12 protein-coding genes and 1 tRNA gene are annotated in these 13,034 nt (G+C 60.0%); 4 read left to right on the top strand and 9 right to left on the bottom strand.

Annotation, left to right across the window (positions count from 1 at the left end; genetic code table 11):
- The first annotated feature begins 115 nt into the window (after positions 1-115).
- Positions 116-1,567 (top strand): DEAD/DEAH box helicase, encoded by a 1,452-nt coding sequence (locus GSR16_RS16600; RefSeq protein WP_159879322.1) that lies wholly within the window; start codon positions 116-118, stop codon positions 1,565-1,567.
- Positions 1,568-1,708: 141 nt separating this feature from the next.
- On the opposite strand, the gene GSR16_RS16595 is transcribed toward GSR16_RS16600, so the two are convergent.
- The 4 genes from GSR16_RS16595 to GSR16_RS21370 all read right to left on the bottom strand — a co-directional run bounded on the left by GSR16_RS16595 (position 1,709) and on the right by GSR16_RS21370 (position 5,783).
- On the bottom strand, positions 1,709-2,275 hold the full coding sequence (locus tag GSR16_RS16595) for a LutC/YkgG family protein (RefSeq protein ID WP_159879320.1): 567 nt from the start codon (positions 2,273-2,275) through the stop codon (positions 1,709-1,711).
- Positions 2,272-3,690 (bottom strand): lactate utilization protein B, encoded by a 1,419-nt coding sequence (locus GSR16_RS16590; protein WP_159879318.1) that lies wholly within the window; start codon positions 3,688-3,690, stop codon positions 2,272-2,274. The genes GSR16_RS16595 and GSR16_RS16590 overlap by 4 nt, the downstream gene beginning before the upstream one ends.
- Positions 3,687-4,442 carry a (Fe-S)-binding protein gene (locus GSR16_RS16585; RefSeq protein ID WP_159879316.1) on the bottom strand — a complete coding sequence of 252 codons (756 nt, stop codon included), beginning with the start codon at positions 4,440-4,442 and terminating at the stop codon, positions 3,687-3,689. The genes GSR16_RS16590 and GSR16_RS16585 overlap by 4 nt, the downstream gene beginning before the upstream one ends.
- Before the next feature lie 93 nt (positions 4,443-4,535).
- Positions 4,536-5,783: a methyl-accepting chemotaxis protein gene (locus GSR16_RS21370; protein WP_159879314.1), complete on the bottom strand. Its 1,248-nt coding sequence runs from the start codon at positions 5,781-5,783 to the stop codon at positions 4,536-4,538.
- A gap of 397 nt (positions 5,784-6,180) precedes the next feature.
- Here GSR16_RS21370 and GSR16_RS16575 point away from each other — a divergent pair, with 397 nt between their 5' ends.
- Positions 6,181-6,657, top strand: a complete 477-nt coding sequence (locus GSR16_RS16575; protein WP_159879312.1) for a hypothetical protein — start codon at positions 6,181-6,183, stop codon at positions 6,655-6,657.
- A gap of 116 nt (positions 6,658-6,773) precedes the next feature.
- Here GSR16_RS16575 and GSR16_RS16570 read toward each other — a convergent pair.
- From GSR16_RS16570 to GSR16_RS16560, 3 genes are all read right to left on the bottom strand, one after another.
- Positions 6,774-6,868: transfer RNA gene (locus GSR16_RS16570), tRNA-Sec, on the bottom strand.
- 22 nt (positions 6,869-6,890) lie between these two features.
- A complete protein-coding gene (gene selB, locus GSR16_RS16565) occupies positions 6,891-8,804 on the bottom strand; it encodes a selenocysteine-specific translation elongation factor (protein ID WP_159879310.1) in 1,914 nt (637 codons plus the stop codon).
- The gene (locus GSR16_RS16560; protein WP_159879308.1) at positions 8,801-9,739 is read right to left on the bottom strand and encodes a cation diffusion facilitator family transporter; all 939 of its coding nucleotides are present in this window, start codon (positions 9,737-9,739) and stop codon (positions 8,801-8,803) included. Before GSR16_RS16560 ends, selB begins: the two co-directional genes overlap by 4 nt.
- 179 nt (positions 9,740-9,918) lie before the next feature.
- Here GSR16_RS16560 and GSR16_RS16555 point away from each other — a divergent pair, with 179 nt between their 5' ends.
- Positions 9,919-10,257, top strand: coding sequence for a GlpM family protein (locus GSR16_RS16555; protein WP_159879306.1), 339 nt, complete (start codon positions 9,919-9,921; stop codon positions 10,255-10,257).
- Here GSR16_RS16555 and selA read toward each other — a convergent pair.
- Both selA and GSR16_RS16545 read right to left on the bottom strand, forming a co-directional pair.
- Positions 10,254-11,672, bottom strand: a complete 1,419-nt coding sequence (gene selA, locus GSR16_RS16550) for an L-seryl-tRNA(Sec) selenium transferase (RefSeq protein WP_159879304.1) — start codon at positions 11,670-11,672, stop codon at positions 10,254-10,256. The two genes, GSR16_RS16555 and selA, sit on opposite strands and share 4 nt — an antisense overlap.
- An 11-nt stretch (positions 11,673-11,683) precedes the next feature.
- Entirely contained in the window at positions 11,684-11,911 is a 228-nt protein-coding gene (locus GSR16_RS16545) for a hypothetical protein (RefSeq protein ID WP_159879302.1), read from the bottom strand.
- 96 nt (positions 11,912-12,007) lie between these two features.
- On the opposite strand from GSR16_RS16545, the gene GSR16_RS16540 reads away from it, so the two are divergent.
- Positions 12,008-13,000 (top strand): serine/threonine protein kinase, encoded by a 993-nt coding sequence (locus GSR16_RS16540; protein WP_159879300.1) that lies wholly within the window; start codon positions 12,008-12,010, stop codon positions 12,998-13,000.
- Positions 13,001-13,034 lie beyond the last annotated feature (34 nt).

The raw sequence follows: 13,034 nt of genomic DNA, 5'->3' as shown, positions 1-13,034 counted from the left end.
CTAACCGCCGCCCCTGATGGGCGGCGTTGCCATTTTGGCTAGGCCATGTTCATGAACAAGGGGATGTGTCGCATGCTGCGATGACATCGCCCAACCGAATTGCAGGAGCACACACATGCTGTTTTCCGAACTCGGGCTATCGCCCGAGATTCTTCGTGCCATTGAAGAACAGGGTTATACCGAACCGACACCGATCCAGGCCAAAGCCATTCCGCTGGTATTGTCCGGTCGGGACTTGCTGGCTGCCGCACAAACGGGCACGGGCAAGACTGCTGCATTCATGCTGCCCATTCTTGAGCGCCTGAAAAAGTTTGCCAATACCAGTGTTTCCCCGGCCATGCATCCGGTGCGTGCACTGGTGCTGTCGCCTACGCGCGAGCTGGCCGACCAGATTGGCGTCAATGTAAAAACCTATACCAAGTATTTGCCGCTGCGTGCTACCACCGTGTTTGGCGGCATGAATATGGATCCGCAGACTGCCGAGCTGCGCCGCGGTGTAGAGGTGGTGATTGCCACGCCGGGTCGCCTGCTTGACCACATTCAGCAGAAAACCATTCAGCTGAACAAGGTAGAAGTACTGGTACTGGACGAAGCGGACCGCATGCTGGACATGGGTTTCATCCAGGATATCCGCAAGATCATGAGCATGCTGCCCAAGGAGCGGCAGACACTGCTGTTCTCGGCTACCTTTGCGGCGGAAATCAAGCGCCTGGCTGCGGACTTCATGAAAGACCCGCAAACAGTGGAAGTGGCACGGCAGAATGCTACCAACGAGCAAGTGGAACAGCTGGTGTATTCGGTGGATGCCGGTCGCAAGCGCCATCTGCTGAGCCACCTGATCAAGAGCCGTGACATGAGTCAGGTCATCGTGTTCTGCAAGACCAAACTCAGTGCCGACCAATTGGCGCGTGATCTGAAGCGCGATGGTTTGGTGGCGGAAGCCATCCATGGCGACAAGGCTCAGGCTTCGCGCCTGGAAATCCTGTCTTCCTTCAAGGACGGCAGTCTGCGCGTGCTGGTGGCCACCGATGTGGCAGCCCGTGGCCTGGATATTACCGAACTGCCTTTCGTGGTGAATTACGAACTGCCCAATTCGCCAGAAGACTATGTACACCGTATCGGTCGTACTGGCCGTGCCGGTGCCAGCGGTATCGCCATTTCCTTGATGAGCCCGGCGGAAACCCGCCAGCATGAGGCCATTGAAAAGCTGACTCGCCAGACACTGACGCCGCAGGTGGTGGAAGGCTTCCAGCCGGGTGCCGCCGCCCCGCGTGAAGAATCGGCCCCGCGTCGCGAGTTTTCCCGTGGTGAGGGTGGTCGCGACTATGGCCGCGACGGGGCGCGTGAAGGAGGTCGTGAAGGGCGTACGAGTCCGCTGCGTTCTGCCCCGCGCGAATCGCAGCGTGATCCGATGTCCTTGCCGGCATCTGCCCTGATGGTGGGCAAGTCGGGCGAGGGCCTGAAAACCATCAATCCGACCGCCGGTAGCCGCCGTAGCCGCAAGGCGCAGCGCGAAGTACCGGCACTGCTGCTGCCGCCGCGTTACAAGGTGGAAGCCAACCGCTGAGTATTTGCCGCTGCCAGCCCGAAACCGCCCGTCGCCAGACCGGCGGTTTTTTCATGTCTGATGGAAAGGGTGGGTAGAAATGGCGGGCAGAAAAATGGCCCCCGCAGGGGCCCCAAGGAAGCAATGCTCCGTGCGTACAAATCAGACAAAAATCACCAGTGCGGCCATGGCACCATGGGCACCCATCACCAGGCTTTGTTCGATATCGGCGGTGCGTGACGAGCCGGAAATGAAGGCACCAAAGCCGTGTTCTGCCATGTCGATACGGGCATAGGCATCGCGCATGGTATCCACCATGGCATCACGCGGCACCACCAGTACCAGCTTCTGGGTCAGGAAATAGATGGAGCGGAAGTGGTTGTCCGGGTGGCTGACCCAGACCGTGGCGTTTTCTGCCACCGCCAGCTGACCGGGGACGATGGCGACATCGACATCGTGCCAGGCATGCGGATCATCCACTTCTTCATGCCCTGCCACGGTCAGGTCCACCGTGCGCCCGGCATCCGGCCAACGTGCGGCCACGACATCGGCCACGCTCTGGCCCGCTGCTAACTGGACGGCATCACCCCCCAGATTGCGGATCAGCGTGGCAAACGCCTCGAACGGGTTGTCATAGCGGATGAACGGCACGGCATGGATGTCCGGCAAAGCCGTGGCTTGCGGGCGGTTCTGGCGGATACGGGCCAGTATGCTGTCACGCGTGCTCATTGCTGCTCCTCCTTGTCCTTCTTGTCCTGTTTATCTTTTTTGTTCTGGCTGCGCTGCTGGTACTGTTCCTTGAAGCTCTGGGCCGGCATCGGTGGCAGATCACGGCCTGCGCGGCTCCAGGCGCTGTGGCGGGTGAGGCTTTCCGGGATGATGGGCACCACCTTGCGCATCACCTTGCCGCCCAGATCGAACAAGGCCGGGTGCTGGGTCAGAAAACGCATGGCCAGCAGGCCCATTTTCTTGCCGGTGGGCAGCAGGTTCTGGTCGAAGGCTTTCTTGCGATGCAGCACCAGCTGCTCGTGCAGATTGATCTTGACCGGGCAGACATTGGAGCAGGAGCCGCAGGTACTGCAGGCAAAGGCCATGCTGCCGTGTTTTTTCATGTCGCGGCTGGGGCCCAGGGTAGAGCCGATGGGGCCGGGAATAATATAGCTGTAGCTGAAGCCGCTGCTGCGGCGATACACCGGGCAGGTATTCATGCAAGCGCCGCAGCGGATGCAGCGCAGGCTCTGGTAGAAGTCTTCATTGCCCAGGATGTCGCTGCGGCCATTGTCGACGATGACGATGTGCATCTCGCCACCAGGGCGGGCCTGGTGGAAATGCGAGGTATACGTGGTGACCGGCGAACCAATGGCCGAGCGGGCCAGCAAGCGGGTGAATACCCCCAGGTGCTCCAGCTTGGGAATGATTTTTTCCAGCCCCATACTGGCGATGTGAATGGGCGGCAGGCTGGTGCCAAGGTCGGCATTGCCTTCGTTGGTGCACACCACCACGCCACCGGTTTCGGCAATGGCAAAGTTGACCCCGGTCAGGCCGGCATCGGCGGTCAGGAAGTGCTCGCGCAGATTGGCCCGTGCCGCGTGGGTGAGGTAGGTGGGGTCGTTATTGCCGGCTTCGGTACCCAACTCTTTGTGGAACAGTTCGGAAATCTGCTCTTTCTTGAGGTGGATGGCCGGCATCACGATATGGCTGGGCGCTTCGTGGCGCAATTGCACGATGCGCTCGCCCAGGTCGGTATCCACCACCTCGATGCCGCGCTGTTCCAGGTAGGGATTCAGCCCGCATTCTTCGGTAAGCATGGACTTGGACTTGACCAGCTTCTTTACCTGCCGTGCTGCCAGAATGTCGTGCACGATGCGGTTGTGCTCGTCGGCATCGGCTGCCCAGTGCACGGTGACGCCATTCTTTTGTGCATTGGCTTCAAACTGGGCCAGGTAATCGTCCAGCTGTGACAGGGTATGGGCCTTGATTTCGCGTGCCAGCCGGCGCAGTTCTTCCCATTCCGGCAGTTGCTTGGCCTGGGCATCACGCTTTTGCCGTACCCACCAGATGGCGCTGTCGTGCCATTTGGCCTGGGCGCGGTCCTTCAGGAATTCAGCCGCGGCTTGCGGGTGTTTTACGCTGTCGTCTTTCATGCAGCAGCTCCCCGGCCAGTCAGGATTTCCACGATGTGCAGCGGGCGGATGGTCTTGCCCTGGTGACGGATGATGCCACCCATATGCATCAGGCAGGATGGGTCGGCACCGACGATGAATTCCGCCCCGGTGGCTTCGTGCTGTGCAATGCGGTCTTCGCCCATGGCGGTAGACAGTTCCGGCTCATCCACACAGAAGGTGCCGCCAAAACCGCAGCATTCGTCACGGCGTTCCGGTAGTGCTACCTCCACGCCATCCACCAGCTTGAGGATGGACTCCAGGCGCGAGTGATAGGGCATCATCAGTTCGGACGGGCTGGCGTGATGCAGCTCGCGCAGGCCGTGGCAGCTTTGGTGAATGGAAACCTTGTGCGGGAAGTACACCGGCTTGGGCAGCTTTTCCAGCTTCAGCACATCCTGCAGGAATTCGATGATTTCGTAGACCTTGGGCTTGAGTTGCTGATAGTCACGGTTGTCGGCGATATACCAGTCGTAGTGGTGGGTTACATGGGAGACGCAGCTGCCAGAGGGCGCAACGACATAGTCATACTGATGGAAGACATCGGTAAAGCGCTTGGCTGCATCACAAGCGCCCTTGCTGTCGCCGTTATTAGCCAGCGGCTGACCACAACAGGATTGCTGCAGCGGATAGTCCACCTCGCAATCCAGGCTTTCCAGCAGTTCGAGTGTGGCCATGGCCACATGGGGAAACAGTTCGTTGATGAAACAGGGAATGAACAGGCCGATTTTCATGGTGCGCAGGGCCTCCGACAGGCAGGAGCAGGGTTCAGGTTACATTAGATAATGTCCATGCTGCTGCTGCCAATTCGGATTTACCCTTGGGCGCTAGGGCCTGCTCTGCTCTTGCTGGCTTTTCATGTCGGCAAAGCGGCTTACCACCTCGACAACGCCCTTGGCCTGGTGGTTGATGCGGGAAATGGTTTCTCCCACCCGCTGGGATAGCTGCACGTTGCCATTGGCCTGTTCCAGCAGGCTGTCCATGCTGGATACCGCGGTACGGGTATGTACCTGGATATCCTGCACCATGCTGTTGATTTCCACTGTAGAGCTGGATGTACGCTCTGCCAGCTTGCGCACTTCGTCTGCCACCACGGCAAAGCCGCGTCCCATCTCGCCGGCGCGGGCTGCTTCAATAGCGGCATTCAAGGCCAGCAGATTGGTTTGGTCGGCAATTTCCTTGATGGTTTGCACGATGGAGCCGATTTGCTGTGAACGATCCCCCAGTTTTTGCACCTGCTGACTACCACGTTCAATATCACCGGCCTTGGTCATGATTTCCTCGATGCTCTGTTCGATGTCAAACACCCCGGCATTGGCCAGTGACTGGGTTTCGCGCGCGGTAGCGTAAGCCAGCAGTGCCGACTCTCTTTCCATGTGTTGCAGGGAAATCTGAGCGGTGATGTCTGTAGCAAACTTGATGACGCTGCCAACCCGGCCTTGCTCGTCCAGTACCGGGTTGTAATTGGCTTCCAGCCAGATCAGCTTGCCATCGCGGCTCTGGCGCAATATGCGCCCGCTGTAATGCTGGCCGCTACGCAAGCGCTCCCATAGCGCGACGTATTCCGCACTGGCGGCAAACTCGGCAGTGCACAGTATGCGATGTGGTTTGCCAATCAGGCTGTCACGGGTATAACCGGTGGCTTGCAGGAAATTGTCATTGGCATTGAGGATCAGGCCATCCGGCGTAAATTCTATTTCGGCCATTGCCCGGTTGATGGCTTGCAGGATGGCCTGGTTACGGGTGGCTTCCGCGACATTGCGACTGATATCGGTTGCCAGCTTGATGATGCTGACAACATGGTTGTTTTCATCCTTGACCGGGGTATAGGTTGCCTGCAGCCAGATGGTGCGGCCATCTCGGGCAAGGCGGCACACCTGGCTGCGATAGAACTCGCCACGGCGCAGCCTTTCCCACAGCTGCCGATAATCCGTACTGACCGAGTATGCTGGCTCGCACAGCAGGCTGTGCGGTTTGCCCAGCAGTTCATCACGGGTGGCATAACCCATGGTGTCGAGGAAGTTCTGATTGGTATCGGTAATGCAGCCATCCGGGCTGAACCGGATGAGCGCCATGGAGTGATCCAGTGCGTTTTCCAGCTACTTGCTTGCAGAAAGTTGCCTCTCCAGGCTGGCAATCTGTTGTTTCAGGTGCTGATTGAACATTTATCTTATCCCCGAACCCGTATGGGCTTTTATAATTTGTTATAGAAGATGGCTGTGGGGTGATGAAGCTTTGAAAGAACCCCAATTTGCAATATCACGAGCGGAGACAGGCAAACTCCGGCCAGGAAAATGGCCGATAGTTTGCTTAGTGAAATTGGGTTGGTATTTATGACTTGTTATGACTTATATGTAATAGCTTGTGTATTACTGCTGTTTTGCTTTGCTGCGCTCACTTGGCAAGCCGGGTAAGAGTGTTATCCTTGGCAGGCTATACATGTTGGGGCAGCCCTCCGGAGTATCGGCAGGCATGCATTCTTCTGCCCGCTGGTCGGGTTTTTTGGATGAGGTGGTGAATCCGGGTGAGATCATGATGCCAACTGCAGCATGGCATCCGGTAATAGTCAGTGAAGGTCAGTGTGGCAACATGGTAAATATCAAACAGAATTTGACTTCCTGCTGTGCAGATCTTTGTTCAGGCAAGGCGGACGGTGACCGGATCATCCAGATGATTGCACTGCTCAAGGCATTTCATGTGCTGTATGTAAATGTGCATTCACCGGAAGCCAGATTGATCCAGCATGTCATCGAGAATCTGAAATCGGCCTATTCGGTTTTCCAGTCGCGAGATGAGATCGTGCTGATGCCGTATGAGTTGCGTGAGTTGAATGCCGCCCGGCAAGCATGCCTGTCCAAGTCGGGACGACGTAGTGCCAGCGTGCTGCATCATCTTTACGGGGTTTATCTTGAGTACTATCGCCGCGCACTGAAAGGCATGGCCGCTTGAGGAAGCAAACCGCCGGGCCAGGATTTTCCGGTGGCCATTACAGCAAAACCCGCCAGTGTGCGGGTTTTTTTATTGCTGATATGCCGGTTGATGACTGATTTTGCGAGCAGGAATACTGGCGGAAGAGAATGGGAGTCGAACCCACCCGGGACCGCTGGCGGCCCCATCTGGTTTTGAAGACCAGCCACCCCACCGGGGGAGCCTCTCTTCCATGTCGGCTGATTATACCGGTTTCAGGTCGGCGGGAAAGTGTGCGGTCCTGTCGTGGATTCCATGCCGCCAAACAGCAGACTCTCACGTAGCAGATGGCGATCTCCCAGACGGCGGGTGAAGCCGGTACGGTCGTAAAACTCCAGAATCTGGATGGCCAGCTTGCGTCCGCAGCCCAGCTGGTTGCGGAAGGCGGCGGCATCGGCATGGCCGTGCTGCTGGCATAGCTGGCGGATGAGGTCGGCCATGGCATGCATGCTGGCATTGGAAAAGTAGCGGTCCTGCACCACGGCCATCACATGGCCCAGTCGCGCGGCCTTGTGCAGCAGGCGGCGGGTTTCGCCTTCATCCTCGCCCAGCGTGGCGGCAAGGTCGCGTACCCAGTGCGGTTCGTTACCGGTAAAGCAGGGGGCCAGTTGTTGCCAGTGCTGCTCTTCCTGCAGTGTGAAAGCCAGCACATGTTGCGGCAGATGCAGCCAGCCACGGGTCTGTTTCAGCTGGCCTTGTTGCAGCAGCTGTTCCAGCAGCAGGTTGACCGTGGCTTCGGCTTCGCCGGGCAGGGCGAGCCGGCGCAGGCGTCCACGGCTGGCACCGAGTTGGTCTGGCTGCTGTTGGTGCAGCATGGCCAGTCGTTGTAGCAGGGTTTCCTGCATGTCGGCCCAGTGTTGCAGGTGATAAAAGCGGCCGGCAACCTGCTGGCCCGGGCTGTCCGCCAGCAGCTGCCGCAGGGCTTGCTCATCCAGCTGCATCGCCCAGGCAAAGTCCTCCAGTACCACCGCTTGCTGCCGGCTTTGCAGTTGCAGCCGCGCGGTCAGTGTCAGCTCTGCGCTTTGCAATTGCTGCAGATAGGCCAGCCGGGCGGGCTGACGCTTGCCCCGGCCTGGCACTTGCAATTCCAGCACCCGGGCACCCGCGATGGTGTCGCGCGCACTGGCGTCGCGCAGGATCAGGCGGTCGTCATTGGCCAGCCACAAGGGGTGATCCAGCACTAGTTCGGCCAGCGCGCTTTCTCCGGCGGCCAGCTGGCTGCGGTTGAGCAGCGCCAGCCGTCCGGTAATGTGGCGTGCTGCATGGTGGATATGCATGGCCTGCCAGTGGCGCAAGGGGGCGATGGCCTGCACGCTGACTGTGATGCGGCTGCTGGGAGCTGCTGGCGCGGTGCCAAACAGCCAGTCACCGCGCTGGATGTCTTTTTTTTCCACGTCGCCAGCCAGATTCAGCGCAATGCGTTGCCCAGCCTGGCCGGTTGGTGCGGCCGTATTTTGCACATGCAGGCTACGCACCCTGACCGGGACATCTCTGCCACTGAGCCACAGCCGGTCGCCTACCTGCACCTCACCGCCTAGTGCGGTGCCGGTCACCACCAGTCCGGCTCCACTGAGGCTGAAGGCGCGGTCGATGGCCAGGCGAAATCGTTGGCCGGATGACTGGGGAAGCGCCGACAGGTGTTGCAGCAGGTGCTGACGCAGCGCATCGATGCCCGCGCCAGTGTGGCTGGAGACAAAGAAAACCGGTGCCGCTGGCCATGGGCTGGCGGCCAGCAGTTGGCGGATGTCGTCGGCCACCGCCTGCTGCCGGGTTGAATCGGCCAGATCGCATTTGCTGATGACCACCGTCAGTTGCGCAATGCCGCTAAGCTGCAGGATGGCCAGATGTTCCCGGGTTTGCGGCATGATGCCGTCGTCAGCGGCAACGATCAGCAAGGCGTGCGGAATGCCGGACAGGCCGCACAGCATGTTGGAGAGGAATTTTTCATGGCCGGGGACATCGATGAATCCTGCTACCCGCCCATCCGCCAGCGGTAGATAGACATAGCCCAGGTCTATGGTCATGCCGCGCTTTTTCTCTTCCGGCAGCCGGTCGGCATTCTGGCCGGTCAGCGCGGTGAGCAGGGCGGTCTTGCCATGATCGACATGGCCGGCGGTGGCAAAAATCATGCGATGGAGCGGTCTGCCGGGTGTTCAAGGCCAACCGGGTCGATATGGGTCATCACATTGAGTACCGGATGGGCCGCCATCACCCGTTCGCGTGCCTGCTCGGCAATGGTGTGGGCATCGAAGACATTCATGTGGCCATCCACTTCCAGATGGACATCCACCAGGATCAGATCGCCCATCTTGCGGGTGCGCAGGTCATGCAGGGCTCGGACGCCGCTGGTGCCCAGCAGAGTGGTGCGAATGGCATCGGTTTCTTCGGTGTCGGCGGCGCGGTCCATCAGGTCGTGCAGCGAATTCCAGGCAAAGCTCCAGCCCATCTTGCCCACGATGAAGCCCACGATCAGTGCGGCAACCGGGTCGAGAATCGGATAGCCCATCAGGTTCCCGATGATGCCGATAGCCACTACCAGCGATGACGCCGCATCTGAACGCGCATGCCAGGCATTGGCCACCAGCATGCTGGAGCGCACTCGTTGTGCTACCGCCAGCATGAAACGGAACAGTAATTCCTTGGCCACCAGCGCGGCGATGGCAACCCACAGCGCCACGCTGTGTACGGTGGGGATGGATGAGGGGTCGTGAAACTTGACGGCGGCAGACCACAGCATGCCGATGCCAACGGCCAGCAGCAGCAGGCCCAGCACCAGCGAGGCGGCGTTTTCGTAACGCTGGTGGCCATACTGGTGGTCATCATCCGGTGCCTTGCGGCTGTGATGGCCGGCCAGCAGCACGACAAAGTCGGACAGCAGATCGGACAGCGAGTGGACGCCGTCAGCCACCAGGGCCTGTGATTTGGCAAACACGCCAATCAGGATCTGGGCCGTGGCCAGCACGATATTCACCCATACGCTGACCATGGTGCTGCGGTGGGCTGCCTTGTTGCGGGCGGCGTCGTCCGTGGTTTCATGCGGTGCATGGCTGGTGTGTATGGTCATGGCAAGGTGGTCCGGATCAGGTGGGGAGTGCAGTATGCCATAGCTGGCTTAAGTTTTTATTAATTGGATTTTATTTTGCGGTAAATAAAAACAATAATAAGAATGATCTGCATTTCGCCGGTGTTGGCGGCTGATCATGTCAGAATAGCGCCTGTTATCCATCCTGTTGCGGAATCCCCTTGGCCCTGTTGCTCAAGTCCCTGCTCGGCGCACTGGCGGTGGTGCTGATCAGCCTGCTGTCGCGCTCGCGCAATTACTACATCGCCGGCCTGGTGCCGCTGTTTCCCACGTTTGCGCTGATTGCCCACTACATTGTCGGCAGCGAACGCGGCGCGCTGGCGCTCAAGACCACGGTGCTGTTTGGCATGTGGTCACTGCTGCCTTATTTCATCTACCTGTTCAGCCTGTATTGCCTGCTGGACCGTTTGCGCCTACCCTGGGCGCTGGCTGCCGCCACCCTGTGCTGGGGCGTGGCGGCCTTGGTGCTGATTCTTGGTTGGAGCCGCTGGCACGGCTAGCCGGGGTTTGCGCTCTGCACTGTCAGGCCAAGATTCGCCAGAAAAGTGGCTTCGTCTTCCAGACAGCGCAAATCCAGCCACAGCTTGCCATCGTACAGGCGGCCAATCACCGGGGAGGGCAGGTTGCGCAGTCGGGTAGCCAGCGCTTCCAGCGTGCTGCCACGGCCATCGTGCGGGCTGAAGGTAATGGCCCAGCCGGGCAGGCGGTCTACCGGCAGCGAGCCGCTGCCAATCTGTGACAGGCAGGCCTGCTCTGTGGTGTCGAAATCACTGCCGGCAAAATCACGCAGCAGCGGCAGCAAGCGCTGGGCCTGCTGTTGCATATCGGCCTGCGGGCGCACCAGGCGGCGCAGTGTGGGTAGCTGGCGTGCCAGCCGGTCTGGCTGCAGATAAAGCCGCAAGGTGGCTTCCAGTGCGGCCAGTGTCATCTTGTCGCAGCGCAGTGCGCGCTTGAGTGGGTGTTGCTGGATTTTGTCTATCCAGCTTTTCTTGCCGATGATCAGCCCGGCCTGCGGGCCGCCCAGCAACTTGTCGCCGGAAAAGCTGACCAGATCCACCCCCTGGGCAATCATCTGCTGTGGCATCGGTTCCGCCGGCAGGCCATAGGCCGACAGATCGATCAGCGCACCGGAGCCCAGATCGGTGGCCGCCGGCAGGCCGTGTTCATGCGCCAGTGCGGCCAGTTCGGCCTCGCTGACGCTGTGGGTAAAGCCTTCTATATGGTAATTGCTGGTGTGCACTTTCATCAGCATGCCGGTTTCCGGGCCGATGGCCTGGCGGTAGTCGCGCAAGTGGGTGCGGTTGGTGGCACCCACCTCTACCAGTTGGCAGCCAGCCTGGCGCATGACGTCCGGCATGCGGAAAGCCCCGCCGATTTCCACCAGTTCACCACGTGACACCACCACTTCGCGGCCTGCCGCCACGGTGGACAGCAGAATCAGCACCGCTGCGGCATTGTTGTTGACCACGCAGGCGGCTTCCGCCCCGGTCAGCTCCTGCAGCAATTCGCTGATGGCGGTATCGCGATGGCCACGACCGGCACCATCCAGATCGTATTCCAGTGTCACGGCCTCGCGCATGGCGCGGCTGACCGCTTCGACCGCTTCTTCCGCCATCGGCGCACGCCCCAGATTGGTATGCAGCACCGTGCCGCTGAGGTTGAATACCGGGCGGATCTGCACCTGCTGACGGGTGCAGACGCGCTGGCTGGCTTGCTCGGCCAATTGGTGTTCGTCTTCTGCCCAGCGCGGCAGGCTGTTGTTGCTGCGGATGTGCTGGCGGGCTTCGTCCAGGGTCTGGCGCACGGCTTCGGCCAGTGCGGCATTGCCGTGGCGATCCAGCACTTTTTCCAGCAGCGGATGGTTGAGCAGCCGGTCTACCGAGGGCAGGCGGGCATACAGGTTTTTCAGCGGCATGACATGTGTTTTCAGAAGCGGGAATAACGATAGAGCAGGTAGAGCAGGCCCACCAGCAGCAGATTGCCGGCCAGCCAGCCCAGCAGGTGCAGTAGCTGGCTGCGCCGGTCGCTGGCGGATTCGCAACGCTGGCGGTGCAAGGTGTGGGCAATGCATTGCCAGCCGTTCCAGGTGGCTTCGGCAATATCAGCCGGCAGGGACAGCAGTTTGCTGTCTGGGCGCGGGTCGCTGGTGTGCATGGCAATCTCCTGCGAAGCGGGTAGGTTCATTCTGGATACTAGCCGACTGCAGACAGCAATGGATAGTGATGTTTCAACTGCACGTATAATGCCGCCATGACTGAACAATCCATGCCCCCATTTGCCGGCCTGACGCCGGACGTCCTGCTGGATGCGGTGGAAAGCCTGGGGCTACGCGCCTCCGGCAGCCTGCTGGCACTCAACAGCTATGAAAACCGTGTCTATCAACTGGGCATGGAGGACGGCCCACCGCTGGTAGCCAAGTTTTACCGTCCGGCGCGCTGGAGCGATGCGCAGATTCTGGAAGAGCATGCTTTCAGTCTGGAACTGGCTGAGCGGGAAATCCCGGTGGTGCCGCCCTTGCTGTTTGGCGATGCCAGCCTGCATCACTACCAGGGTTTCCGCTTTGCCCTGTTTGCCCGTCGTGGTGGCCGGGTACCGGAGCTGGGTGACAGCAACACGCTGGAGTGGATAGGCCGTTTTCTGGGGCGTATCCACGCGCTGGGACAGGTCCTTCCGTATCAGTTCCGCCCCGCGCTGGACATCCGTAGCTTTGGAGAGGAGTCGGTTGCCTATCTGCTGGACGGCAATGTGCTGCCGGCTGATTTGCGCGAAGTGTATCGCGGTGTGGCCGCTCAGGCGCTGGATGGCGTGCGGCGCTGCTTTGAACGTGCCGGTGCGGTACGGCAGCTGCGGCTGCATGGCGATTGCCACAACGGCAATATGCTGTGGACTGATGATGGTCCGCATTTTGTCGATTTCGACGATAGCCGCATGGGCCCGGCAATGCAGGATTTGTGGATGTTGCTGTCTGGCACGCGTGATGAGCAGTCGGCCCAGTTAGCCGACGTGCTGGCCGGCTACGAGGACTTTTGTGATTTCGACCTGCGCGAGCTGTATCTGCTGGAAGGTCTGCGCACACTGCGCTTGCTGCATTACGCAGCCTGGCTGGCGCGGCGCTGGGATGATCCGGCATTCCCGGTGGCGTTTCCCTGGTTTGCGCAGCCGCGCTTCTGGGAGGAGCAGATTCTCTCGCTGCGTGAGCAGATTGCCCTGATGGATGAGCCACCGTTGTGGCGACTGCCCTAGGCTTCAATCAGCTTGCTGCATGGCAAAAGCGTTG

The organism is Aquitalea denitrificans (assembly GCF_009856625.1).
Lineage (GTDB): Bacteria > Pseudomonadota > Gammaproteobacteria > Burkholderiales > Chromobacteriaceae > Aquitalea > Aquitalea denitrificans.
This window is presented reverse-complemented; position numbering and strand designations above follow the sequence as displayed.